The organism is Streptomyces sp. NPDC020379, from assembly GCF_044387105.1.
Classification (GTDB): domain Bacteria; phylum Actinomycetota; class Actinomycetes; order Streptomycetales; family Streptomycetaceae; genus Streptomyces.
Window position 1 is genome coordinate 1 of sequence record NZ_JBIRVR010000011.1, and the last position, 24,703, is coordinate 24,703.

Sequence of the window (24,703 nt, forward strand, 5' to 3'; positions counted from 1 at the left end):
CACTGCGGGCAAGACGCTTCATCTCCACCACAGTCAGGGCGACCGGCTGACCGGGGGCAGCGGTCTTGATCTCCCGTGCCAGCGTCAGGGCCTTCTCCAGTTCCGGACGTTCCTTGACGCGGGTGCTGATCTTCTCCGAGAAGACGCGGGTGCACTGAGCACCCGACAGCACGTCCAACTGACTCTGGAGCTCCTGGCCGACCGTGGAGCAGCGGGCGTATCCGATCCGGATCGCTGCGCCCGGCGTCGCCTCGCTCGCCTCCGGCACGGCCTCACCCTCCACCCACGGCTTCCCGGGGTTGCGGTCCGCTGGAGTCTTCACGGCCAGTTCCGCCTTGAGCGCGGGCACCAGAGTGAAGCGGCCCGTGTGGTAGTTCACGGCCACCCTGCCCGTGGACGTACGGCAGGGGCTACCAGCAGGGACACCGCACTTCGGGCAGCCATGGCGCTCCGTCAGGTCGGCAGGTGTAGCGGTGGTCGTCGTCATGACCAGAACGTCTCATAAACGTGTCTCTAAAGATAGATCCGAGACGAATCTTTTGAGACGAGTTTCGAGACGGTGAAGCAGGGGTGAAACGGACACGCCTGCGTCTCACCTCCGGCGTCTCATTAACGATGGTTTCTGAGACACCCTGGCTCGCTCACGCTGTGCCACGCGCACCTGTCCCGGCCTCCGTGTCGGCACGGCCTGCGCGCTCCCCCTGGGGGTAATGCCTGCGTCGGTCCCGCCAGGACCCACCGGGGGTGCCTTCCCCGGACCCTGTACGGGTTTGGGTTTTCTTCCTACAGGGCCCCACGAGAGGGCCTCTTCTGCTCTCGCGGGCTCCTCTGTCGCCACCGCTCGCTCAGGCCGTCCCCCGCTATGGCCTGGACCGATGGATTGCCTGGGCCGGATGACTCCCCCAAGGAGTCAAGACGGACCAACTTGCTATGAGCACTGAGAAAGCCCCCGGGCTTCTGGCCCAGGGGCTACTCACAACTTCATACTCAGCTCTTCAAACTCACTTCTAAGAGCTCCTTACTCCGCTCTTAGAGCTCAAAACTTATTACTTACAGCTTAGTCCCCGCTCCAGCGGGGGAATGAGGTCCCCAGGGCCCTTGAGCAAGCCGGTTCCTGCGGCAGTTCTGCAAGTCCCACGGCGACGCCGCCGAGAAGGGGTCGTTGCCGAAGGGATTGCCGGGGTCCGGGCAGTCTCCATCGGGGTGCACCGGGCACCGATCAGCCTTGACTTGGGGAGGGGCTGGTGCGGCAGGCTCCCGCTTCGGCTCGGACGGCACGGGCCCCGCTTCCTTGGTCGCCTGCCTGGGATTTCCGGGCTTCGTGTCGGCCGTGGTCAAGGTCTCCCCTATGACGGCATCCTCAAGCCCCTCGTACTTGCCTTCCAAGGCCACAGGGAACGACAGCCTCAGTCGGGCGGCACGACCCTGCTTGCCCTGCTGTGTGAAGAAGACAAGCCGGGTCAGGGTGTCCCGGGCCTGCTTCCCTGGGACGTCCTTCGTGTTGTAGCCCAGCAACTCGGCAACCTTCGCGTCTCCGATGAACGTCATACCGTCCCGGCCGTTCACGTGCCGGAGCAGCACAAGGGCCCAGAGAAGGTGTTGGCGCTGGAACTTCGGCGCCTGCTCAGCTATCAGGCCGCCGGGGCCAAATTCATTTATGAGGGCCCGGGACCACGCCTCCTTGACGTCGTGGGTAGCCACGAGGAACCGGCGCGGGTACACAGTGTTAGACATGCTTTCCTTTCCACGCATCGACCGCTAGATAGCCTGCTTGTGGCCGAATGCCTGAACCTTGACATCCAGGTTCTCGGGTATGTGTTGAATGATTCCGTCGGGGCTCATGTACACCCGCACACCTGCATCCATCAGTAGTGCTCGTCGGCCCTGATCGTCCATTCGGTAATACGCTTCGGCGTAATACTCGCCTGTAGGTTCCTCGACCCACTCCGCCGCACGTTGCGGCAGGGCGGCGAGGATCTTTCGCTGAGCCGCTAGGGCCTGAATGCGCTGCTGGTACTCGTCTTCGCCCCCGGGGTAGTCGTAGTACCCCTGGTCCTTTTCGGCGCGGACGTCAGTCATTCCCTTCACAACCACGGCCAGTTCCTCGGAGTGGTCCTCACCGGGGATGAACTTTCGAGTCGTCACAGGAACGTCACCGAGGTAATCAATCGCGGTGACATAGACGACGCGTTCCACGTACGCGGCTTTGAAGGTGAACCCTGCGCAGGCAGGCTTGCCGGTCTTACGCACGCATCGGTAGTACTCGTATTCCTTCCCCTTGGACGTGTTGACCACTCGATAGAGCCTGTCCTGGCATCCTCCGCAATACACGATGCCCAGCAGGGGCGCGGCATTATGCGAACGCTCCTTAGTGCGGGAGCGCTTGTCCAGGGCCACCTGAATCTGTGTCCATTCTTCCGGGGTGAAGATCGGGTCCGCGATGCGGATCGGCTTACCGTCCTCACCTCTGGCTACCCGTCGCGTCTTAATGCTTCGCCCGGCGAGCTTGAACCCTTGCGTCGCCTCGGAGCGCATTATCTTGCCGATGCTGGATTGATTCCATTCGTTGCGCGGCGGAGTCTTTCGCTTGCTCCGAGAGTCTGGCCCCTGGTTCTCATAAACATGCGTTGCGGGAGCGGGGGCCCACACCTTCGTGAGAGTGTCGGCAATCTCCCACAGGCTCTTGCCGTCGAGCAGTAGCTTTCCCATTGCTCGGACCACGGCTGACGACACGGGGTCGATTGCCAGTTTCTTTCCGCCCTCGGGGTGCGGAACTACCTGGAAGCCGTAGGGGGGCTGGCCGCCAGCCCAACGATCGCGGGTTCGCAGGTACCTGTGCGCTCCGCTCGTCCGGTTCTTGATGCGCCGTAGCTCCATCTCTGCGAAGAGGGAGGCCAGCATCAGGAAGACCTTGGCCATCATCGTGGCGAAGCTGTCCGCGTCCCCCTGGAAGTCCAGGGTGATGCCGTCGTCAGTGAAGACCAGGATCTTCCGTTCCTGTTCGGCCCAGTGGGCAACATCGGCACAGTCTTTGGCCGAACGGAAGGCGCGATCCACCTTGGCGAAGATCATGGCGTCCCACTCGTGAGAGCGCTCCTTGAGCCACGGCCCGAGGTCGGGGCGGTCCCAAGGGCTGATCGTGGCGGACACGTCGAGGTCTTGGAACTCGCCGACGACTTCCCACCCCGCCTCCAGGGCGTGGCGCTCGCCCGACTCCCACTGAACCTTGTGGGAGACCTTCCCCTTGCCCTTCATCTCAGAGACTCGGGCCCCAACGACGGCGCGCACCTTCGCCGGACTGTCGATCTTGATCATGTGATCATGCTCCACGCTGGCCATGGCCACGGCATGGGCCGGAAGTCCCTGGTTGGTAAATCCGGCTCGATGCGGTGGCGGATCGACTATCACGTGGCGACGCCGGGGCTGGCGGAGCGGGCGTTGAAGGCTGTGGTGGAGCGGGCCGCGAGCCATGATCTTCGGTGGTCGGACCATGCGCCTGTCACGGCGGTGTACGGGCTCTAGCCCGGCGAGAGGGTGCGCCCGCGCCGTGCGCCATGGGGGGCGGTGCGCGGACGGGGCTCAGCTCGATTCACCTTCTGCGCCCTCGCTCACGACATGTCTGCCGAACCCGCCAGGGCCGGCGATCCGAAGGGTCCTCGCATGCCGCACTTCGACACCGGGCACGGCTGGTTGAGGTACACGTTCGCGCGGCGGGCCGAGGACCCGCGGATTGTTGTGGAAGAGGTCTTCCGGCAGTGACCGGTCCACACGCGGGACGGTGAGTGTTTCTGTGCTCGCGCCGCAGACCGGGGCTGGCTGGGCGGGGCTGGGGAACAGGCCCGCCGCCGGGGGCACCCCCCGGACGGAGTCCGGGGCAGCCACTCACCCGCACCCCTCAGCCGTCTCCGCCGCCCACCCCGCCAATTCCGCCCGTACCCCCCGGTCCATCGCCAGGGAGACCTCCGCCTCCACCACCGCCTTGGCGATCGGGCGGAGGCGGTCCAGGGCCTCCGTCACCCGGGCGGTGTCGCCCGGGGGCGCCCCGGCGAGGACATGGGTCCGGATCAGGGCCGTGAACGTCTCGGCGAGTGCGTCCGCGTGGGCGCGGACCTCGCGGCCGGCGGCGAGGATCGCGGAGAGGGGGACGCCATGGCGGATCAGGGCCGTGGAGGCGTCGAGGAGGCGGCGGCTGACGTGGACGAGTTCGTCGCCGTCGACGCTGAGATAGCCGATGTCGAGGGAGGCCGCGAGGTTCTCCGGGGTGACCTCGCCCTCGAAGCGGCCCGCGAGTTCCTCGGGCGTGAGCCGTACGGGGGTCTCCTCGGACCACGGCGTGCCCAGCGCGCCGCCCAGGCCCGGGAGTTCACCGGCGTGGCGGCCGTGCTCGAAGGCGGTGAGCAGCTCCGCTATCCCGCCGAGGGTGTGGCCCCGCTCCAGCAGGGCGCCGATCGTGCGCAGCCGCGCGAGGTGGTGCGGGCCGTACCACGCGATGCGGCCCTCGCGGCGCGGCGCGGGGACGAGTTTCTTCTCGCGGTAGAAGCGCAGGGTGCGTACGGTGATGCCGGCGGCCTCGGCGAGCTCCGCCGTGCGGTATTCGCGCTGCGCGCTGTCGTCCGTGGTCACGCGGGCAGCCTAAGCGCTCCAGGCCCGGATTTCCGGAGGTGCGACCGTCGGTAACTTCCTTGCCACGCACCCCTATCGCTCACGCGGGCCGCTACCTTACGCTCACGACTGCGCCAGTGAACGCTGGCGCGATGGAGCGGCTTGGGGAGGCGGCGGCATGGCCGAGCACGAGCGCCAGCGCGAACACGTACGGGTGGCGGTGATCGGGTCCGGATTCGGCGGGTTGGGTGCGGCGGTGCGGCTCCGCCGCGAGGGCATCACCGACTTCGTGGTCCTGGAGCGCGCCGGTTCCGTCGGCGGCACCTGGCGGGACAACACCTACCCCGGCTGCGCCTGTGACGTGCCCTCCCACCTCTACTCCTTCTCCTTCGCCCCCAACCCCGCCTGGCCGCGCAACTTCTCCGGCCAGCCCCACATCCGCGCCTATCTGGAGCGGGTCACCGACACCTTCGGCATCCGGCCCCATCTGCGCTTCGACTCCGAGGTGCGGAGCATGCGCTGGGACACCGGCCGCCTGCTGTGGGAGCTCGACACCGCCTCCGGTCCGCTCACCGCCGACGTCGTGGTCTCCGCGGCCGGCCCGCTCTCCGAGCCGCGGATCCCGGACGTGCCGGGCCTGGACACCTTCCCTGGCAAGGTCTTCCACTCCGCCCGCTGGGACCACGACTACGACCTGCGGGGCAAGCGCGTCGCCGTGGTCGGCACGGGCGCCTCGGCCATTCAGATCGTGCCCGAGATCCAGCCGGACGTACGGCGGCTGACGCTCTTCCAGCGCACCCCGGCCTGGGTCGTGCCGCGCGCCGACCGCAGGATCAGCGGGGCCGAGCGGTGGCTGCACGCCAAGGTGCCCGCCAGCCGCGTGCTGCGCCGCGGAGCGCTGTGGGGGATAAGGGAGCTACAGGTCGGCCTGTTCACCAAGTGGCCCTCCGAACTCCGCTTCGTGGAGCGGCTCGCGGCCTCCCACCTGCGCAAGGCCGTCAAGGACCCGGCGCTGCGGGACGCCCTGACCCCCCGTTACCGCATCGGCTGCAAGCGCATCCTGCTCTCCAACGACTACTACCCCGCGCTCACCCGCCCCAATGTGGACGTGGTGACGTCCGGGCTCGCCGAGGTGCGCGGTTCCACGCTGGTCGCCGCCGACGGCACGGAAGCGGAGGCCGACGCGATCGTCTTCGGCACCGGCTTCCAGGTCACGGAGCAGCCCATCGGCAGGATGGTCACCGGTGCCGACGGCCGTACGCTCGCCGAGGCGTGGAAGGACGGGATGACCGCGCTGCGCGGCGCCACCATCGCCGGCTTCCCCAACTTCATGATGGTCATCGGCCCCAACACCGGCCTCGGCAACAGCTCGATGATCCTCATCATCGAGTCGCACCTGAACTATCTCATCGACTACCTGCGGCAGTTGGAGATCCTCGGCGGTCCCTCGCACAAGGCGGCGCTCGACGCCCGCCCGTCCGCGGTGGGCGCCTGGAACCGCAGGCTCCAGGCGCGGCTTGCGCGTTCGGTCTGGAACACCGGCTGCGACAGCTGGTATCTCGACGCGGCCGGGCGCAACACCACCGTCTGGCCCGGCTCCACCGCCGAATTCCGCAAGGTGACCCGTCAGGTGGACCTCATGGAGTATCAAGTGCTGCGCGTCCCCGACACCGCAGGCCGCACCCGCGCCGTCGCGGAGGCCGCCCGATGAGCCGCGTGTCGCTGGAGGGACAGGTCGCCGTCGTCACCGGAGCCGCGCGGGGCATCGGCGCCCAACTGGCCCGCAAGCTCTCGGCCCGTGGCGCACGGGTGGCGCTGGTGGGCCTGGAGGAGGGCGAGCTGCGCCGCGTCGCGGACTCGCTCCACGAGGACGCCGCCCACTGGTACGCCGACGTCACCGACCACGCGGCCATGACGTCGGTGGCCCGTGAGGTCAAGGCCCGCTTCGGCAAGGTCGACATCGTGGTGGCCAACGCCGGGGTCGCCACCGGCGGCCCGCTGGAGGACTCCGACCCCGACGCCTGGCGGCGCGTGGTCGAGGTCAACCTCGTCGGCAGCGCCGTCACCGGCCGCGCCTTCCTGCCCGTACTCGCCGAGAGCCGCGGCTATCTGCTCCAGATCGCCTCCGCGGCCGCCTTCTTCCCGGCGCCGATGATGACCGCCTACTGCGCGTCGAAAGCGGGCGTCGAGGCATACGCCCACTGCCTGCGCGCCGAGGTCGGCCACCGCGGCGTACGGGTCGGGGTCGGCTATCTGACCTGGACGGACACCGACATGGTGCGCGGCGCCGACCAGGACGAGGCGATGCGTGAGATGCGCTCACGGCTGCGCGGGCCCGCGGGCCGCGTCCACCCCCTGGGCCCGGCCGTCGACCGGCTGGTCGCGGGCATCGAGCGGCGCTCCGCGCACATCTACGCACAGGGATGGCTGCGCGCCATGCAGCCCGCGCGCGGCCTGCTGCCCGGCCTGATCGCGACGTTCGCCTCCCGCGAGCTGCGCCGCCTCGGAGAGCGGACTCCCCTGCCGCGCCAGGGACTTGTGGGCGCCGGGGGCGCGGCCGACGAGAAGGCCCGCGCGGGCCGTAGCGGAGGGTAGTCGTACGATATGCGGCGCGTGAGGGGGCGTGCCACGCTGTTCCGGGGGCGGATCGACGCCCTCCCACACCCCCCACGAGGAGTGAACAGCATGGGCATCAAGGACGAGATGCAGGAGAAGGCGCAGCAGGCGAAGCAGAAGATGCAGGGCAAGCAGGACGCTGCGCGGCAGCGGGGGCAGAGCGAGCAGGAGCAACTGCGTCAGCGGGCGGAGCAGGCCAGGCAGCAGGGCCAGCAGTCCTTCGACGACATCCAGGACGATCTGGATGACCGCACCTGACCGCTGCGCGCTCGGCGAGGCGGGTTCCAGGGGTTCGCCCCTGGGGCTCGCTTTCGCCTTTCTCGCCTGCGGCGGGCTTTGTTCCCCTACCCCGCCCCTTCCCGAAACCGGGGAGACCCCCGGACCCCCAGCGCCCTTCGGGCGCGTCCTCAAACGCCGGACGGGCTGAATTGTGCGGACCGTAGCCAGCACATTCAGCCCGTCCGGCGTTCGGGAAGGGGCGGGGCTGGGGAAAAGCCCGCCGCAGGCGCACCCCGCCCCCCCTACCGCGGCGGAAGATCAGGCCGTCGCAGATCCGGCGCTCCCGAATAATCCGGCGGCTCCGCGCAGCCATGGCGTTCCAGCAGGTCGAGAGCCAGCCGCACCGCGTCGTCCATCTGCTTGTGGCGGCCCTCCGCCCAGTCCAGCGGGGTGCGGTCGATCTCGATGTCCGGTTCCACGCCGTGGTTCTCGATGCCCCAGCCGTACGCGTCGAACCAGGCCGCGTTCATCGGGACGGTGATCGCCGAGCCGTCGCCGAGGCGGTGGCGGCCGGTCATGCCGACGACGCCGCCCCAGGTGCGCAGGCCCACGACCGGGCCGATGCCCTGGAGCTTGAAGGCGGCGGTGATCATGTCGCCGTCGGATGAGGTCATTTCGTCGGCGATGGCGACGACCGGGCCGCGGGGCGCGTTGCTCGCGTACGAGACGGGCTGGGCGTCGCGTGTGAGGTCCCAGCCGACGATGGTGCGGGTCAGCTTCTCCACGACCAGCTCGCTGATGTTGCCGCCCGCGTTGCCGCGGACGTCGACGATGAGCGCCGGGCGGGACATCTCCATCCGCAGGTCGCGGTTGAACTGCGCCCAGCCGGAGCCGCCCATGTCGGGGATGTGGAGGTAGCCGCACTTGCCGCCGCTGAGTTCGCGCACGACCGCGCGCCGCTTGGCCACCCAGTCCTGGTAGCGCAGGGGCCGCTCGTCGACGAGCGGCACGACGGCGACCCGGCGGGCGGGGCCCTCGCCCTCGGCGGGCCGGAAGGTCAGCTCGACGGTGGTGCCGCCGGCCGCCGCCAGCAGCGGGTACGGGCCCGCCACCGGGTCCACGGGCCGCCCGTCGACGTGGGTGAGCGCCGAGCCCTCCCGGATGCCGGAACCGGCCAGCGGGGAGCGGGCCTTGGAGTCGGAGGAGTCGCCGGGCAGGATGCGCCGGACGGTCCAGGAGCCGTCCTTGTCGTGCACGAGGTTGGCGCCGAGCAGGCCGATGGCGCGCTGGTAGTGCGGCGGGCCCTCGTTGCGGCGGGCGGGGACCACGTAGGCGTGCGAGGTGCCCAGCTCGCCGAGGAGCTCGCGCAGCAGGTCGGCGAACTCGTCGGGGGTGGCGACGCGTTCGACGAGCGGGCGGTACTGGTCGAGGACCGCGTCCCAGTCGATGCCGCACATCTTCGGTTCCCAGAAGTACGCGCGGACGATCCGGCCCGCCTCCTCGTACGCCTGCCGCCACTCGGCCGCCGGGTCCACGTCGTGCAGGATGCGCCGCATGTCGATATAGACGGTCGAGTCGGGGTCGCCGACGTCCCCCGAGGGCACGGCCCGCAGCTCGCCCTCGTCGTTGACGACCAGGCGGGTGCCGTCGCCGCTGACCGCGAACCAGTCGAGGGAGCTGGTGAGTTCGGTGCGCTTGGCCTTGGCCAGGTCGAAGTGTTCGAGCGTGGGGCGGCCCGAGGTGTCGGCGGGGTTGGCGAAGGTCTCGCCGAGGGCGCCGGAGATCGGCCAGCGCAGCCACACCAGGCCGCCGCCGCTGACCGGGTTGAGCGCGGAATACTTCGACGCCGCGACCGGGAAGGGCGTCACCCGGCTCTCCAGCCCCTCCACCTCGATGAGCGTCGAGCCGTCGCCGCTGCCGCCGTTGTCGTCGGAGTCGAGCCCGCCGGCCGCGGGCCTGCCCTCCGTCGTCAGCGCGAAGGGCGAGGGCGTCGCCGAGGACAGCGGCACCAGATAGGGGCGGCAGCCCAGCGGGAAGGAGAGGTCGCCGGTGTGCACGTCGTAGACCGGGTCGAAGCCGCGCCACGACAGGAAGGCCAGATAGCGGCCGTCGCGGGTGAAGACGGGCTGCTCGTCCTCGAAGCGGCCGTTGGTGACGTCGACGACGGTCCGGTCGGAGAGCCTGGCGATCCTGATCTGGCGCAGCGAGCGGCCGACGCCGGGGTGCGACCAGGTCAGCCACGCGGAGTCGGGGGAGAAGGCCAGGTCGCGGACGGGGCCGTTGGCGGACCGGACGAGTTCGAGTACCTCGCCCTGCCGTTCCGGGGCGTCCTCGGCCGGGACGTCCACCAGCAGCAGCCGCCCGTCGTGCGCGGCCACGGCCAGCCGCTCGCCGTCGGGGGAGGCGATCAGCTCGTGCACCCGGCCGATCCGGCCCGCCGCCAGCCGCCGCGGCTCGGCGGGGCCGGCGGCGCGCGGGAGCTGGGCGATCTCGATCGCGTCCTCGCCCTCGGCATCGGTGACATAGGCGACCTGGCCGGTCGAGCCGAGCATCTCCGGCAGCCGGACCCGCACGCCCGGGGTGTCGGCGATGGTCCGCGCCGGGCCGTCGCGGTGCGTCAGCCAGTAGAGGCTGCCGCGGACCTCGACGGCGCTGGCGCGGCCGGTGGTGTCCACGGCGAGCGCCTCGACATTGCTGGCGGCCTGCACCTGGTACGGCCGCCGCCCGGCCCGCGGCCCGCCCAAGCGCACCGCCAGCTTGCGCGGGACGCCCTCCGGGCCGAGGTCGTCCACCAGCCACAGCTCGCCCGCGCACTGGTAGACGACGCGCGAGCCGTCGGTGGCGGCGTGCCGGGCGTAGAAGTCGGCGTGGTCGGTGTGGCGGCGCAGCCCGGTGCCGTCGGGCAGGCAGGAGTAGAGGTTGCCGACGCCCTCGTGGTCGGAGAGGAAGGCGACGCGGTCGCCGACGAACATCGGCGAGTCCAGGTGGCCGCGCAGGTCGGGCACCAGTCGGGTGCCGTGCAGCCACAGCCGTCCCGTGGCACCGCCGCGGTAGCGCTTCCAGGCGGCGGGCTCGTGCGGTGGCTTGCCCGTCAGCAGCAGCGTGCGCTGCCCGGCCCCGCCGATCGCGATGTCCGAGGCGGGCCCCCATGGCAGCCGTCCGCCGGGGCTGCCGTCGGTGGGCAGCCGGTAGGCCCAGGAGAAATAGGAGAAGGGCTGGCCGTGCGAGGAGACGGCGAGGATGTCGCACCGGCCGTCCTGGTCGGGGGGCGCCCAGCCGCAGACGCGCGCGTCGCCGCTGCCCCAGTAGGTGAGCCGCCGCGCGGGCCCGCCGGCCACGGGCGCCAGGTGGATCTCGGGGTCGAGGCTGCGCCAGGTCGTGAAGGCGATGTGCCGGCCGTCGGGGGAGAAGCGGGGGTGCCCGACCCGGGTCCGGTCGACGGTCAGCCGCCAGGCGCGGGCGGCGTCCCGCGCGCCGTCGGCGCCGAGGGGGGCGATCCAGAGGTCGTCCTCGGCCGTGAAGCAGAGCAGATCTCCGTGCAGATGAGGGAACCGCAGATACGCATCACTCACCTCCTCATCGTTTCGGCCCCGGGAGGCCACGGCAACTCGGTCCGGGACACGGTGCCCGCCGGCGGCTTCGCCGGAGGGGCCGCGCCGCCTCGGGGCCGCGCCCCGGGCCCCTCGGCACGCTTCGCGCGTCGTCCTCGATCGCCGGACGGGCCGATATACGCGGACCGCAGCCGCTCATCCGCGGGCCCCGGGCGGTGGCCGGGGAAGTCCGAGGACACGCACGCGCCCGGAGTGACGGAGAACACCATCGAAACGACGTCGTTTCGATGAGGCGGCACGTACGCTCGTGGTGTACGAAACCGTTTCGTTCCGGCACGCCCGGGACCGGGGCGGCTTACGTATCCGCGAGTCGGACACCCACGTGAGCCCGGAGGGAGTGACGCGAGCCGATGGACAGACCCGAGCCGACGGCGCAGCGCCGCACCCGGCTGACGCCCGAACGCGAAGGCGAGCTCTACGGCGCCGTCCTGGAGATCCTGCGTGAGGTCGGCTACGACGCCCTCACCATGGACGCCGTGGCGGCCCGTACGCGCTCCAGCAAGGCGACCCTCTACCGCCAGTGGAGGGGCAAGCCCGAGCTGGTCGCGAGCGCGCTGCGGCACCAGAAGCCGGTCGAGGTGTCGGCCATCGACACCGGCACCGTGCGCGGTGACCTCCAGGCCATGCTGTGCGTCGCCGACGACGCGCAGATGGAGAAGGACGCGGCCCTCATGCGGGGGCTGGGCCACGCCGTCCACACCAACCCCGATCTGCGCCGCGCGCTGCGTGAACTGCTGATCGAGCCCGAGCTCGAGGGGCTCCACGCGATGATGCGGCGCGGCGTCGAGCGGGGGGAGATCGCCGCCGACAATCCGGCGCTCGACTACGTCGGGCACATGATGATCGGCGCGTTCGTCACCCGCCCCCTGATCGAGGGCCGGACGCCGGACTGCGTGTATCTGGCCGACTACATCGACGCCGTGATGGTCCCCGCACTCGGCCTCTGATCCCCACCACCTCTCACCTGACGCGCCGCTCTCGTCGTCGGGCCGATACCTCACGCCCTGTTCCGCCCCATCTCGACACGACGGGAGCACAACGCCTCGTGGCCACGTTCCTCTACAGACTCGGCCGGCTCGCCTTCCGGCGCCGCTGGTACGCGGCACTCATATGGGTGCTGCTGCTGGTGCTCGCCGGCACGGGCGCCGCCACCGCCTCCAAGTCCACCAACAACGACTTCTCCATCCCCGGCACCGAGGCGCAGGCCGCCTTCGACCTGCTGGAGCAGCGCTTCCCCGGCCAGACCCCGGACGGGGCCGCGGCCCGTGTCGTCTTCAAGGCCCCCGACGGCCAGAAGATCACGGACGTGAAGAACCAGGCCGCGGTCGAGAAGGCCGTCGCGGAGCTCGCCGGCCCCCAGGTGGGCTCGGCCGCCAACCCCTTCAAGGCGAACGCCGTCAGCAAGGACGGCACGACCGCGTACTCCTCGGTCAGCTACAAGGCCAAGCCGCAGGACCTCACCGACGCCTCCCGCGACACCCTCAAGGACGCGGCCCAGCACGGCCGCGACGCCGGGCTGACCGTCGAGATCGGCGGCAGCGCGCTCCAGACCATGCCCGAGGGCGGCTCGGAGATGATCGGCATCGCGGTGTCCGCGGTCGTCCTGCTGATCACCTTCAGCTCGCTGGTCGCCGCGGGGCTGCCGCTGCTCACCGCGATCATCGGCGTCGGCATCGGCGTCTCCTCGATCACCGCGCTCGCGCCGGTGCTCGACCTCTCCAGCAACACCTCGACGCTGGCCATGATGATCGGCCTCGCGGTCGGCATCGACTACGCGCTGTTCATCGTCTCCCGCTACCGCGCGGAAGTGGCCGAGGGCCGCGAACGCGAGGAGGCGGCGGGCCGGGCCGTCGGCACCGCGGGCTCCGCGGTGGTCTTCGCCGGCCTCACCGTGGTGATCGCGCTGGCCGGCCTCGCGGTCGTCAACATCCCGATGCTCACCAAGATGGGCCTGGCCGCCGCCGGCACGGTCGCCATCGCCGTGCTCATCGCGCTCACCCTCATCCCCGCGCTGCTGGGCTTCGCGCCCCGCAAGGTGCTGGCCCGCAAGGACCGCAAGCGCGACGGCCGCCCGGCGGCCACCGACAAGCCGAACATGGGCACCCGCTGGGCCCGCTTCGTGCTGCGCAAGCCCGTCTGGGTGCTGGCCGCCGGTGTGCTCGGCCTCGGCGCGATCGCCGTGCCCGCGGCCTCGCTCCAGCTCGGCCTGCCCGACGACGGGGCGCAGCCCAGGAGCAGCACCCAGCGCAAGGCGTACGACATGCTGGCCGACGGCTTCGGCGCCGGGTTCAACGGCCCGCTGATGATCGTCACCGACGCGGCGAAGGCGAGCGACCCCAAGGCCGCCGCCGACACCGTGGTCAAGACCATCAAGGGCATGGACGACGTCGCCATGGTCACCCCGGCCGCCTTCAACAAGGCCGGTGACACCGCGACGATCACCGTGGTGCCCAAGTCCAAGCCGACCGGCACGGAGACCGAGGACCTCGTCCACGCGATCCGCGACAAGGGCGGCAAGATCACCGCCGACACCGGCGCCAAGGTGCTCGTCACCGGCTCCACGGCGATGAACATCGACGTCTCGCAGAAGCTCAACGACGCCCTGCTGCCCTATCTGGCACTCGTCGTCGGCCTGGCCTTCCTGCTGCTGATGGTCGTCTTCCGCTCGGTGCTCGTCCCGCTCAAGGCCGCCCTCGGCTTCCTGCTGTCCGTGGTCGCCGCCCTCGGCGCGGTCGTCGCGGTCTTCCAGTGGGGCTGGCTCGGCTCGCTCTTCGGCGTCGAGGAGACCGGCCCGATCATGAGCATGATGCCGATCTTCATGGTCGGTGTGGTCTTCGGTCTCGCGATGGACTACGAGGTCTTCCTCGTGACCCGCATGCGCGAGGCGTTCGTCCACGGCGAGCGCCCCGGCCAGGCGGTCGTGACCGGCTTCAAGCACGGCGCCCGCGTCGTCAGCGCCGCCGCCGTCATCATGATCAGCGTCTTCGCCGGCTTCATCGGCTCCTCGGAATCGATGATCAAGATGATCGGCTTCGGCCTGGCCATCGCCGTCTTCTTCGACGCGTTCGTCGTCCGCATGGCCATCGTCCCCGCCGTCCTCGGCCTGCTCGGCAAGGCCGCCTGGTGGCTGCCCGGCTGGCTCGGCAAGATCCTCCCGAACGTCGACGTCGAGGGCGAGCAGCTCCAGAAGCAGCTCTCCACCCCCTCCGGCGACCCCGACGAGAAGCGCGAGCTGATCGGCGTCTGACCGCCCGCCGCGCACGCGAGGCCCGGCGCGGGCCCCCGACCCCAGGGGCCCGCCGCCGGGCCTTTCGCGCCCCCGGAACACCCCCGCCCGCCTGTGGGCTGCGCCATGCGAGGGAACCGTTGGTCCCCGTACGGGCGTTTTCTCTAGTCCACACACCGTGTGGGCGCGATAGGGGGCGCGTGTGATGGAAAGGGCTCCGCGTTGAACCTGCTCGATGTGCTTCTCATGCTGATCGTCGTCGCCTACGCCGTATCCGGATTCCGGCGTGGCCTGATCGCCGGCCTCGTGCTGTTCGCGGGCTTCCTCGGGGGCGCCGTCCTCGGCGTCTGGGCGCTGCCCTATGCCCTGGAGCCCTTCGAGGCCGGCACCTCGGCCGCGGCCGTCGTCGCCGTCCTGGTCGTCCTCCTGCCCGCCGCCCTCGGGCACGCGCTCGCCGGGCGGCTCGCCTGGCGCCTGCGCCGCCATCTGACCTGGGCACCCGTGCGCGGCGTCGACGGCATAGGGGGCGCCGCCGTCAACTCCCTGGCCGTCCTCCTCGTCGGCTGGGTCGCCGCGAGCGTCCTCGTCTCGGCGAACTCCACCCTCCTCACCCGCGAGATCAAGGACTCCGCCCTGCTCGGCGCCGTGCAGAAGGCCATGCCCGAGCAGGCCCCCACCTGGTTCAGCCGCACCACCGACGCCCTCGCCGGGGCGGGCTTCCCCCAGGTCTTCAACCCCTTCGAGAACGAACCCGCCACCGGCGTCGCCAAGCCCTCCGGCGACGCGGTCACCCCCGCCGTCGGCCGCGCCGCCCGCGAGAGCGTCGTCAAGGTCGAGGGCGTCGCCGACGTCGGCGACGGCCGCCGCGGCCAGGAGGGCAGCGGCTTCGTCTACGCCTCCCACCACGTGATGACCAACGCCCACGTCGTCGCCGGGGTCGGCAGCCCGACCGTGCGCGTGGGCGGCGTCGGCCGCTCGTACCAGGCCAAGGTCGTCCTTTTCGACCCCCGCACCGACGTCGCCGTCCTGGACGTGCCCGGCCTCGACGCCCCCGTCCTGCCCTTCGACAAGAGCGCCAAGCGCGGCGACGCCGCCGTCGTCGCGGGCTTCCCCGAGAACGGCGGCCTCGACCTGCGCGCCGCGACCGTGGCCAACGAGGTCCGCGCCAAGGGCCAGGACATCTACGGCGACGGCGTCACCACCCGCACCGTCTACTCCCTGCGCTCCACCGTCCGCCCCGGCAACTCCGGCGGCCCCCTCCTCACCCCCTCCGGCAAGGTCTACGGCGTCGTCTTCGCCCGCTCCACCTCCGACCCGGAGACCGGCTACGCCCTCACCGCCGGCCAGGTCGCGGCGGCCGCGGACCAGGCGCGCACGGCCACGGCCCCGGTGAGCACCGGCACCCGGGCGGCCCTGTGAGTCAGACCGCCGTGCGTTCGAGCAGCTGCTCGTCCTCCTCCAGCAGCCGGGCCGCCATCGCGTCCAGCGCCCGGTCGAGGAGGGCGCGGTCCTCGGGGTCGCCGACGTCCCAGTCCTCCAGCCGGCTCGACAGCCAGGACCGCCACGCCGCGCCCAGCCGCTCGATCTCGGCCTCGCCCGCGGCCGTCAGGAACAGCCGGTCGCCCTCGGCACGCGCGTAACCGGCACCGGCCGTACGGGCGAAGGCCGGTTCGAGGACCTCGGGCGGCATGCGGTGCGCGAGCGCCACCGAGGAGAGCGTCGCCTCGCCGCGCACCCGCAGCCGCCAGTGGATCTGGCCCAGCGTCCACGCCTCGGCGGGCCCCAGCGGGCTGCCCGACTCGGCCAGGACACGGCGGCTCACCGGCGGGCCGTGCTCCTTGCGCATCACGCTCGCCACGGCCCGCTCCAGCTGCCGCTCCGCCTCGGCGGAGTCCGGGGCCGCGAAGCCCTCGCCCATGTCGGAGGCCCCGGCCCGGGCGCTGTCCCGCAGCGGCACCTCCTTCAGGAACCACGCCACGACGAAGCCCGCGAGGGCGACCGGCACGACCCAGAAGAAGACGTAGTTCACGGTGTCCGCGTAGGCGTCGATCACCGGCGCCGCCTGGGCGCGGGTCAGCTGCCCCAGCCCCTGCGGGCTCTGCACCGCGGCGGGCGGCACCCCCGGGGACCGCAGCAGCGCCTGCGCCAGGTTGGGCCGCAGCTGGTTGGCGTAGAGCGTGCCGAAGACGGCCGTGCCGAAGGAACTGCCGAGCGTACGGAAGAAGGTCACGCCCGAGGTCGCCGTGCCCAGCTCGTGGTACGCCACCGTGTTCTGCACGGCGATCGTCAGCACCTGCATCGCCAGCCCGATGCCGACGCCCAGGACGAACATATAGAGCGACTCCAGCCAGGGCCCCGACGACGCGTTCATGGTCGACATCAGGAAGAGGCCGAGCGCCATCACGGCCGTACCCGCGATGGGGAAGGCGCGGTAGCGGCCGGTGCGGCTGACCACGATGCCCGAGAGCATGGACGCGCCCAGCAGCCCGGCCACCATGGGCAGCGCCCGGACGCCGGACATGGTGGCGGAGACCCCGTCGACGTACTGGAGATAGGTCGGCAGATACGTCATCGCGCCGAGCATCGCGAAGCCGACGATGAAGCTGAGCACGGAGCAGACGACGAAGACGGGGTTGCGGAAGAGGTGCATGGGCAGCATGGGCTCCCGGGCCCGCAGCTCCACCAGCACGAACAGCCCCAGCAGCACCAGCGACCCCGCGAACAGGCCGATGATCACGGCCGAGCCCCACGCGTACTCGTTGCCGCCCCACTCCAGGCCGAGCACCAGCCCCGAGGCGCCGAGCGCGACCAGCACGATGCCGAGGTAGTCGATCACCGGCCGGACCGCCGAGCGGACGACCGGGATCGTACGGGCCGCCATCGCGACCATGACGATCGCGACGGGCACATTGACGTAGAAGCACCAGCGCCAGGTGGCGTGGTCGGTGAAGATGCCGCCGAGCGTCGGCCCGACGACCGTGGTCACACCGAAGACGGCGCCGAGCGCGCCCTGGTACTTGCCGCGCTCGCGCAGCGGGATCACATCGGCGATCAGCGCCATGGCCGTCACCATCAGCCCGCCGCCGCCGATGCCCTGGAGCGCGCGGGCGGCGATCAGCATGAGCATGGAGTTCGCGGCGCCCGCGAAGACCGAGCCGCCGACGAAGACCACCGCGCTCAGCTGGAAGACGACCTTCCGCCCGAAGAGGTCGCCGAACTTGCCGACCAGCACGGTCGAGACCGTCTCCGCCAGCAGATAGGCGGTCACCACCCACGCCATGTGCCCGCCGCCGCCCAGGTCCGCGACGATCGTCGGCAGCGCGGTCGAGACGATGGTCTGGTCGAGGGCCGCGAGCAGCATGCCGAGCACGATGGTGACGAAGACCAGATTGGTGCGGCGCCTGCCGAGCTCCGGCGGCGCCGGGACGTCCGCCGTGGGCTGCGCGGTGGCCGTGGGCATCGGCGGGCCTCCTTGGGATCTCCCCGATCTCCCCCGGAGCTTCAGCATTCGGCCATCCGCGCGCTCCCGCCACCGCTGACGGCGCGCGGGTGACGGCGGCGTGGGTGCCGCCTCAGCCGGTGGTCACCTCGGCGGCCGCCTCCGCGGGCTGGACGTTCCCACTCCACTTCTCCTCGACGCGGGCCGTCTTCCAGATGACCAGGGCGAGCACCCACGTGGCGAAGAACAGACCGACGATCACGAAGCCGACCGTGTTCAGGTCCAGGCCGCCGATCCAGTCCCAGAACGCCCCGTGCAGGCCGAGCTTGTCGGCGATCAGGCCGAGCAGCTCGACCGTGCCGATGATCAGCGCCACGGCCACGGACAGCGCGGTGATGGTGAGGTTGTAGTAGACCTTGCGCACCGGCTTGGAGAAGGCCCAGCCGTAGGCGAAGTTCATGAACGAACCGTCGATGGTGTCCAGCAGCGACATCCCCGCCGCGAACAGGACGGGCAGGCACAGGATCGCGTACCACGGCAGGCCGGACGCGGCGCCGGAGCCGGCCAGGACGAGGAGCGCGACCTCGGTCGCGGTGTCGAAGCCGAGACCGAAGAGCAGGCCCAGCGGGTACATCTGCCACGGCTTGGTGATCGACTTCATGACCCGGCCGAGCAGCCGGTTCATCAGCCCGCGGTTGTTCAGCTGCTCCTCCAGCGCCGCCTCGTCGAAGTGCCCGGCGCGCATCTTGCGGAAGACCTTCCAGATCCCGGCCAGGACCACGAGGTTGAAGATCGCGATGAGGTAGAGGAAGGCGCCGGAGACGGTGGTGCCGATCCAGCCGGTGACCTCGTGCAGCCCGGAGTTCTCGTCCTGCACGGGCCCGGCCAGCGCCTTGACGCCGAGCGACAGCAGGAAGGCCAGGGCGAAGACGACGCTGGAGTGCCCGAGCGAGAACCAGAAGCCGACGGACAGCGGACGCTTGCCCTCGTGCATCAGCTTGCGGGTGGTGTTGTCGATCGCGGCGATGTGATCGGCGTCGAAGGCGTGCCGCATGCCGAGCGTGTACGCGGTGACGCCGATGCCGATCCCGAAGGACTTGGTGCCCAGGCTGTAGTGCTCGGGCGCGACGATGGCCACCAGGACGAACCACCCGACGACGTGCAGCGCGAGGATGAAGGCGGCCATGCCACCCATCCGCCGCCACTCGGCGCCCGTCATCACACCGGTGATTCGCTGCCAGCGGGACAGCGCTGGGTCCTGGGCGACGGCGGTGGTGGAGACCATGGTGGCCCCTTCCTGATGGTGCGCAAATGACGGCACACGGTAGGCGCACCAGATCAGTAGCTGCAACCTTTGTGCAGCAGCGGACGGAAGCGCGGCGCCCCGTCAGGGGCGCGGGGCCGTGACATCGCGCGGCTCCACCGCGTGGGCGCGAGCACCCCTACCGGGCGGACGGCCGATGTGGGACGCGCCCCACCAGGGGCGCGGGGAACTGCGCGCCAAGCCCCCACCGGGCGGGCGGCCGAACGACGAACCCGCCCCGTCAGGGGCGCAGGGCTCAGCCCCCGGACGACCCGCAGCCAAAGGCAAACCCGCCCCCACCAGGGGCGCGGGGAACTGCGCGAGCAACCCCCACCGGGCGGGCGGCGAACGATGAACCCGCCCCGTGAGGATCCGCACCCGACGGCAAACCTGCCCCCACCAGGGGCGCGGGGAACTGCGCGACAAGCCCCCACCGGGCCGGCGGCCGACGATGAACCCGCCCCCGTCAGGGGCGCAGCGCTCAGCCCCGGACGACCCGCACCCGACGCCAACCCCAAGGGGCCTGGGAGGCGAAGCCCCCGGAAAGCAGGGAGCCCGGAAGAACGCCCCGATCCACCCCGGTCTACGCGCATTGAGCACGGCACGGCACCATGGTGGGAGCCCTTACACAGATCAGACGGTGGAGCAGGAGACAGCGGTGGACGCCCAAGGCACGGTGGCGGACGGTTTTGAACCGGTCCGGGACGCCTTCGCGGAGAACTTCGCCCGGCGCGGCGAGCGCGGCGCCGCCGTGACCGTCTACCGGAACGGACACAAGGTCGTCGACCTCTGGGGCGGCACCAAGGACGCCGACGCCGACCCCGACGACTCCTCCGCCCAGCCGTGGGAGCAGGGCACCGCCCAGATCGTCCGCTCCGCCACCAAGGGCGTGGCCGCCGCCGTCCCCCTGCTCCTGCACCAGCGCGGCCTGGTCGACCTGGACGCGCCCGTCGGCACGTACTGGCCCGAGTTCAAGGCGGAGGGCAAGGAGCGCGTCCTCGTCCGCCACCTCCTCTCGCACCGCGCCGGCCTGCCCGTCCTCGACACCCCGCTCACCCCGGCCCAGGCCATCGACGGCGTCAGCGGCCCGGCCGCCCTCGCCGCGCAGGCGCCCGCCTGGGAGCCCGGCACCGCGCACGGCTACCACGCGCAGACGTACAGCTGGCTGCTCGGCGAGCTCGTCCTGCGGGTCACCGGCCGGACCGTCGGCGCCTGGGTCGCCGACGAGATAGCCGCGCCCCTCGGCGCCGGCCTGTGGATCGGCCTGCCCGCCTCCGAGCAGGCGCGCGCCGGGCGGATCGCCGACGTCGGGCCGCCCGCCGACCCCGCCACGGCGGGCCTGCGGATGCGCCCCAAGAAGGCCGTCTCCGACGCCTACGGCGACCCGGCCTCGCTCACCCGTCGCGCGTTCGCGGCCATCGAGCCCCAGGCCGACGAGAACGACCCCGCCTACCGCGCCGCCGAGCTCCCCGCCTCCGCGGGCGTCGCCACCGCCGACGGCCTGGCCCGCTTCTACGCCTCGCTCCTCGGCGACCTCGACGGCGCGCGGCGGCTGTTCGCCCCGGCGACGCTGACCCTGGCCCGCACGGAGGAGTCGGCCGGCCCGGACCGCGTCCTGGTGGTGGGCACCCGCTTCGGCCTGGGCTACATGCTGCACGGCGCGGCCTCCCCGCTGCTGGCCCCCGGCTCCTTCGGCCACCCGGGCCGCGGCGGCTCCCTCGGCTTCGCCGACCCCGAGTCGGGGATCTCCTTCGGCTACGTCACCAACGGCATGCAGAAGAACGTCACCGCCGACCCGCGCGCCCAGGCGCTCGTCCGCGCGGTGGCGCTGAGCCTGGATCCCGGACCGCGGGCCGATGAGCGGGCGCGCGCCCTTTCCTTCTCAGAGGCCCGATCTCTGAGGCCCGGCCTCTGAGGCTCAACGGCAACTCCGAGGACAACGCGGCGTCGCTGCGCCGAGGGTCCGCCGCCGGCCGGAAGCGAATGCCGCACCCCCCAGCGGGTAGCGATCCCGCATGGCAGCAGCACGCTTCGACGGCTACGCCGTACTGATCACCGGCGCGGGCCGCGGCATCGGCGCGGCGGCCGCGCGCCGGTTCGCGGGCGAGGGCGCGCGGGTCCTCGTCACCGACCTGGACGGCGAGCGCGCCGCGAAGGCGGCCGCCGCCCTGCGCGCCGACGGGCTGGCCGCCGAGTCCTCCCCCTGCGATGTCGCCGACCGTACGGCCGTCGAGGCCGCCGTCGCCACCGCCGTCGACCGCTTCGGCCGGCTCGACGTCCTCGTCAACAACGCCCTGTCCTGCCACCCCGACGAGCGGTACGTCGAGGACACCTCCGACGAGGACTGGTTCCGCGACCTCGACATCACGCTGACCGGCGCCTTCCGCTGCGTACGTGCCGCGATGCCGCACCTCGCGGCGGCGGGCGGGCGCGGCTGCGTCGTCGGCGTCGGCTCGGTCAACGCCGAGCGGGACTTCGGCAACCACGCCTACAGCGCCGCCAAGGCGGGCCTCGCGAGCCTCACCCGCACGCTGGCCGGGCACTGCGCCGCGCGCGGCGTACGCGTCAACCTCGTCGCACCGGGCACCGTCCACACCCCCAACTGGGACGGCCGCGAGGACGTGTTGGAGCGCGCCGCCGCGCACTATCCGCTGGGCCGCGTCGGCCGCCCCGAGGACATCGCCGCCGCCGTCGCCTTCCTCGCCTCGCCCGACGCGTCCTGGATCACGGGCGTCACCCTGCCGGTGGACGGCGGCCTGCTCGCGGCCGACCCGGGCCTGAAGCGGGCGATCTGCGGCGGGTAGGCCGTTGCCACGGCATCGGCCAGGGCGCCTTAGGGAGCGGCCGCCCGGTCTCCGGGAACGTCTTCCGATCGGACAGCACAGCCGCCCAGCCCCTGGCGGCCTCGGCGCGCTCGGCCCCGTCCGCGAGATTCTCGTGGGTCAGGAGCGGAGATGTCCGGCCGCCCGGCGGGAGAACGGGGGTTCGTCGAAGTACGCCACGGCGGCGAGCGCTTGCGCGCCGCGCTCGGCCAGCGGGTGGGGAGGGTGGGAAGTCTTCTCCTCGTTCTTTTCCTGGGAACGGCCGACGGCCCGAACGGTCGGCTCACCGACGGACGGTTCCTCGGCAGTCGGTCGTCCACCGTGCACCGCTGCTGCCGCCTCGTCCGCCGTCAGCGGCACGTTCGACACCAGCTGCGGCCGGGACCACCGCCCGTCCGCCCCCTGGCGGCGCCACTCGTGGACATACCCCTCGGCGATCAGCTCCCGCTTGGCCCGCATGAACGCCGTCTTCTTGATCCCGGCCCGCTTCGCCGTCTCCGACAGCGGCTGATCCACGCCGTCGGGCAGCGACAACTGCCAGGTGAGCAGCCGCACGGCTTCGGCGGACAAGCCGGGGATGAGGGATGATGTCGTTCGACACCTGGGTGAGGAAAGGAAGGCACCCGCCGCCCGGAGAACCCCGCCTTCGCCCTCTCGGACACACCCCCGATGCAGACGGCCCACTGGCTCCTGAAACCGGCCCGGCTCATCCAGGGGACCTGGACCGGACACCAGGGCGCCGCAGGGTGGCTGGCCGACCGGCTGGCGGAGCACGCGGCCCGGTTCTTGTCCCCGCAGGACAGATACGACGTCTCCGCCGTCGCGGAACGGCTCGCACGGGGCGGCGACGTCTCGTGCGGCCACTATCTGACACGCCCGTCGTTCTTGTCGGTGGCCCTGGTGACATGCTCCCCGAACCGCGCCGTCCCCGAGCTGGCCTGCCCGGCGCGGGCGCCCGAAAGCAGCAGGCTCGCGCTCCCCCGGCTGTCCCCGGGACGAGGGGATGACGAGGGGATGAGGGGTCCTGGGCGGGCCTCCCCCCAAACCCCCCGCGCGCCGTCCCCAGCACTCCCACAGGCCCGTTCCCTACGATGGCGCGGTGACCAGTGACACCGCTACCCAAGCCCGGCAGGGCCCGACCGCAGACGAGTGGCAGCCTCCGTGGCAGCGCAGACTCGGGCGGTTCGGCTATGCGCGCGGGCCGCAGCCGGACGTGCGGGAGCGGCTCGTGCCGGCGTTCCCCGAGCCCGGTACGCGGGTGTGGGAGCGGCTCGGCGCGGGGCCGGGGAAGGCGCGGCTGCTCGCGCGCTGGTCGGGGTGGACCGGGCCGCTGGCCGTCGCCCTGTTCGCCGGAATCCTCCGCTTCTGGAACCTCGGCAGCCCCAAGGCGGTGATATTCGACGAGACGTACTACGCGAAGGACGCCTGGGCCCTGTGGAAGTACGGCTACGAGGCGAAGTGGCCGGACAATATCAACGACCGGATCATCGCCGGTCACGACCAGATCGCCGACGCCCCCGGCTATGTCGTGCACCCGCCGATGGGCAAGTGGGTCATCGGCGTCGGTGAGTGGCTGTACGGGCTGAACCCTTTCGGCTGGCGTTTCATGGTCGCGGTGCTCGGCACGCTGTCGGTGCTGATGCTGTGCCGCATCGGACGCCGCCTCTTCCGCTCCACCTTCCTCGGCTGCCTCGCGGGCGCCCTGCTCGCCGTCGACGGCCTGCACTTCGTGATGAGCCGCACCTCGCTGCTCGACTCGGTGCTGATGTTCTTCGTGCTGGCGGCCTTCGGCTGCGTCCTGGTGGACCGCGACAAGGCGCGGGCCCGCCTCGCGGCCGCGCTGCCCGTGGACGAGGACGGGCTCGCCCGCCCGGACGCGGGCGTCGGCGGCGGCCTGCGGCTCGGGTGGCGGCCGTGGCGGATCGCCGCCGGTGTCTGCCTCGGGCTGGCCTGCGCCACGAAGTGGAACGGCGCCGTCTATCTGGCCGCCTTCGGCCTGCTGACCGTGCTCTGGGACATGGGCTCGCGCCGCGTCGCCGGCGCCCGCCACCCCGCCCTGGCCGCGCTCCGGCGCGACACCCCGTGGGCGTTCCTGGCGACCGTGCCGGTGGCCCTGGCCGTCTACCTCGCGTCGTGGACCGGCTGGTTCGCGGGCAGCGGCACGTACAGCGAGAAGGAGGGCTGGCAGCACAGCGGCTTCTACCGGCACTGGGCGGAGACCAGCGGCGGTTACAGCACGGACGGCTTCCTGGCCGGTGTCCTCAACCCGCTGCGCAGCCTGTGGCACTACGAGCACGAGGTGTGGAGGTTCAACACCAACCTCTCCTCGCCGCACACCTATCAGTCCAACCCCTGGAGCTGGCTCGTCCAGTCCCGCCCCGTGTCGTACTTCTACGAGTCCCCGGCGCCCGGCACCGACGGCTGCCCCAAGGACGCGGCCGACAAGTGCGCCCGCGAGGTGCTCGCGCTGGGCACGCCGCTGCTGTGGTGGGCGGCCTGCTTCGCGCTGCTGTATCTGATCTACCGGTGGGGGTTCCGGCGCGACTGGCGCGCGGGCGCGGTGCTGTGCGCGGTCGCGGCGGGCTATCTGCCGTGGTTCATGTGGCAGGAACGCACGATCTTCGTCTTCTACGCCGTCGTCTTCGTGCCGTTCCTGTGTCTGGCCCTGGCGATGATGATCGGGGCGATCCTCGGGCCGCCGGGCTCCACGGAGCGGCGCCGGGTCCTCGGTGCGATCGGCGCGGGCACGCTGGTCCTGCTCATCGCCTGGAACTTCGTCTACTTCTACCCCCTCTACACCGGCCGCCCCATCCCCATCGAGGCATGGCGCAACCGGATGTGGTTCGACTCCTGGATCTGACGGCG

General features: G+C 71.5%; 17 protein-coding genes and 1 pseudogene. 10 read left to right on the forward strand and 8 right to left on the reverse strand.

Translation table 11 applies throughout. The features are described 5' to 3' along the window. The 3 genes from ACH427_RS16230 to ACH427_RS16240 all read right to left on the reverse strand — a co-directional run. A partial coding sequence (locus tag ACH427_RS16230) for a recombinase family protein (RefSeq protein WP_398870112.1) occupies nucleotides 1-487 on the reverse strand: 487 nt, incomplete at its 3' end. A 563-nt stretch (nucleotides 488-1,050) separates the two neighbouring features. Continuing rightward, entirely contained in the window at nucleotides 1,051-1,734 is a 684-nt protein-coding gene (locus ACH427_RS16235; RefSeq protein ID WP_398870113.1) for a hypothetical protein, read from the reverse strand. Nucleotides 1,735-1,758: 24 nt separating this feature from the next. Next, nucleotides 1,759-3,315, reverse strand: coding sequence for a recombinase family protein (locus ACH427_RS16240; RefSeq protein ID WP_398870114.1), 1,557 nt, complete (start codon nucleotides 3,313-3,315; stop codon nucleotides 1,759-1,761). A gap of 75 nt (nucleotides 3,316-3,390) precedes the next feature. Here ACH427_RS16240 and ACH427_RS16245 point away from each other — a divergent pair. Further along, a pseudogene (locus ACH427_RS16245) lies at nucleotides 3,391-3,522 on the forward strand (exodeoxyribonuclease III); the annotation flags it as partial. A 360-nt stretch (nucleotides 3,523-3,882) separates the two neighbouring features. On the opposite strand, the gene ACH427_RS16250 reads toward ACH427_RS16245, so the two are convergent. Next, nucleotides 3,883-4,623, reverse strand: a complete 741-nt coding sequence (locus ACH427_RS16250) for a MerR family transcriptional regulator (protein WP_398870115.1) — start codon at nucleotides 4,621-4,623, stop codon at nucleotides 3,883-3,885. Nucleotides 4,624-4,780: 157 nt separating this feature from the next. Between ACH427_RS16250 and ACH427_RS16255 the strand changes: the two genes are divergently transcribed. The 3 genes from ACH427_RS16255 to ACH427_RS16265 all read left to right on the forward strand — a co-directional run bounded on the left by ACH427_RS16255 (nucleotide 4,781) and on the right by ACH427_RS16265 (nucleotide 7,476). Beyond that, nucleotides 4,781-6,313, forward strand: a complete 1,533-nt coding sequence (locus ACH427_RS16255) for a flavin-containing monooxygenase (RefSeq protein ID WP_398870116.1) — start codon at nucleotides 4,781-4,783, stop codon at nucleotides 6,311-6,313. Then, nucleotides 6,310-7,197 (forward strand): SDR family oxidoreductase, encoded by an 888-nt coding sequence (locus tag ACH427_RS16260; protein WP_398870118.1) that lies wholly within the window; start codon nucleotides 6,310-6,312, stop codon nucleotides 7,195-7,197. Before ACH427_RS16255 ends, ACH427_RS16260 begins: the two co-directional genes overlap by 4 nt. Before the next feature lie 90 nt (nucleotides 7,198-7,287). Continuing rightward, the gene (locus ACH427_RS16265) at nucleotides 7,288-7,476 is read left to right on the forward strand and encodes a hypothetical protein (RefSeq protein ID WP_398870119.1); all 189 of its coding nucleotides are present in this window, start codon (nucleotides 7,288-7,290) and stop codon (nucleotides 7,474-7,476) included. 263 nt (nucleotides 7,477-7,739) lie between these two features. Here ACH427_RS16265 and ACH427_RS16270 read toward each other — a convergent pair whose 3' ends face one another. Beyond that, complete coding sequence (locus ACH427_RS16270) at nucleotides 7,740-11,009, reverse strand: S41 family peptidase (RefSeq protein ID WP_398870120.1); 3,270 nt, start codon at nucleotides 11,007-11,009, stop codon at nucleotides 7,740-7,742. Nucleotides 11,010-11,398: 389 nt separating this feature from the next. Between ACH427_RS16270 and ACH427_RS16275 the strand changes: the two genes are divergently transcribed. The 3 genes from ACH427_RS16275 to ACH427_RS16285 all read left to right on the forward strand — a co-directional run bounded on the left by ACH427_RS16275 (nucleotide 11,399) and on the right by ACH427_RS16285 (nucleotide 15,693). Further along, nucleotides 11,399-11,995 (forward strand): TetR/AcrR family transcriptional regulator, encoded by a 597-nt coding sequence (locus tag ACH427_RS16275; protein ID WP_398870121.1) that lies wholly within the window; start codon nucleotides 11,399-11,401, stop codon nucleotides 11,993-11,995. 98 nt (nucleotides 11,996-12,093) lie between these two features. Beyond that, complete coding sequence (locus tag ACH427_RS16280) at nucleotides 12,094-14,295, forward strand: MMPL family transporter (RefSeq protein WP_398870122.1); 2,202 nt, start codon at nucleotides 12,094-12,096, stop codon at nucleotides 14,293-14,295. 201 nt (nucleotides 14,296-14,496) lie between these two features. Continuing rightward, nucleotides 14,497-15,693: a MarP family serine protease gene (locus tag ACH427_RS16285; protein WP_398870124.1), complete on the forward strand. Its 1,197-nt coding sequence runs from the start codon at nucleotides 14,497-14,499 to the stop codon at nucleotides 15,691-15,693. A gap of 1 nt (nucleotide 15,694) precedes the next feature. Here the strand turns inward: ACH427_RS16285 and ACH427_RS16290 are convergent, their stop codons facing one another. Next, nucleotides 15,695-17,734: a DHA2 family efflux MFS transporter permease subunit gene (locus ACH427_RS16290; RefSeq protein WP_398870125.1), complete on the reverse strand. Its 2,040-nt coding sequence runs from the start codon at nucleotides 17,732-17,734 to the stop codon at nucleotides 15,695-15,697. Nucleotides 17,735-17,846: 112 nt separating this feature from the next. Continuing rightward, nucleotides 17,847-18,932, reverse strand: a complete 1,086-nt coding sequence (locus tag ACH427_RS16295; RefSeq protein WP_398870306.1) for a HoxN/HupN/NixA family nickel/cobalt transporter — start codon at nucleotides 18,930-18,932, stop codon at nucleotides 17,847-17,849. 724 nt (nucleotides 18,933-19,656) lie between these two features. On the opposite strand from ACH427_RS16295, the gene ACH427_RS16300 reads away from it, so the two are divergent. Then, nucleotides 19,657-20,931, forward strand: a complete 1,275-nt coding sequence (locus ACH427_RS16300; RefSeq protein WP_398870126.1) for a serine hydrolase domain-containing protein — start codon at nucleotides 19,657-19,659, stop codon at nucleotides 20,929-20,931. 100 nt (nucleotides 20,932-21,031) lie between these two features. Next, entirely contained in the window at nucleotides 21,032-21,820 is a 789-nt protein-coding gene (locus ACH427_RS16305; protein WP_398870127.1) for an SDR family NAD(P)-dependent oxidoreductase, read from the forward strand. Nucleotides 21,821-21,958: 138 nt separating this feature from the next. Here ACH427_RS16305 and ACH427_RS16310 read toward each other — a convergent pair whose 3' ends face one another. Further along, complete coding sequence (locus tag ACH427_RS16310) at nucleotides 21,959-22,408, reverse strand: hypothetical protein (RefSeq protein ID WP_398870128.1); 450 nt, start codon at nucleotides 22,406-22,408, stop codon at nucleotides 21,959-21,961. A gap of 529 nt (nucleotides 22,409-22,937) precedes the next feature. Between ACH427_RS16310 and ACH427_RS16315 the strand changes: the two genes are divergently transcribed. Continuing rightward, on the forward strand, nucleotides 22,938-24,698 hold the full coding sequence (locus tag ACH427_RS16315) for a dolichyl-phosphate-mannose--protein mannosyltransferase (RefSeq protein ID WP_398870129.1): 1,761 nt from the start codon (nucleotides 22,938-22,940) through the stop codon (nucleotides 24,696-24,698). Nucleotides 24,699-24,703: the final 5 nt, after the last annotated feature.

What these genes read in the sequence shown, in the direction of transcription:
- ACH427_RS16235 (WP_398870113.1), bottom strand. Translation starts at nt 1,734, where the DNA reads ATGTCTAACACTGTGTACCCGCGCCGGTTCCTCGTGGCTACCCACGAC.
- ACH427_RS16240 (WP_398870114.1), bottom strand. Translation starts at nt 3,315, where the DNA reads ATGATCAAGATCGACAGTCCGGCGAAGGTGCGCGCCGTCGTTGGGGCC.
- ACH427_RS16255 (WP_398870116.1), top strand. Translation starts at nt 4,781, where the DNA reads ATGGCCGAGCACGAGCGCCAGCGCGAACACGTACGGGTGGCGGTGATC.
- ACH427_RS16260 (WP_398870118.1), top strand. Translation starts at nt 6,310, where the DNA reads ATGAGCCGCGTGTCGCTGGAGGGACAGGTCGCCGTCGTCACCGGAGCC.
- ACH427_RS16265 (WP_398870119.1), top strand. Translation starts at nt 7,288, where the DNA reads ATGGGCATCAAGGACGAGATGCAGGAGAAGGCGCAGCAGGCGAAGCAG.
- ACH427_RS16275 (WP_398870121.1), top strand. Translation starts at nt 11,399, where the DNA reads ATGGACAGACCCGAGCCGACGGCGCAGCGCCGCACCCGGCTGACGCCC.
- ACH427_RS16290 (WP_398870125.1), bottom strand. Translation starts at nt 17,734, where the DNA reads ATGCCCACGGCCACCGCGCAGCCCACGGCGGACGTCCCGGCGCCGCCG.
- ACH427_RS16295 (WP_398870306.1), bottom strand. Translation starts at nt 18,932, where the DNA reads ATGACGGGCGCCGAGTGGCGGCGGATGGGTGGCATGGCCGCCTTCATC.
- ACH427_RS16305 (WP_398870127.1), top strand. Translation starts at nt 21,032, where the DNA reads ATGGCAGCAGCACGCTTCGACGGCTACGCCGTACTGATCACCGGCGCG.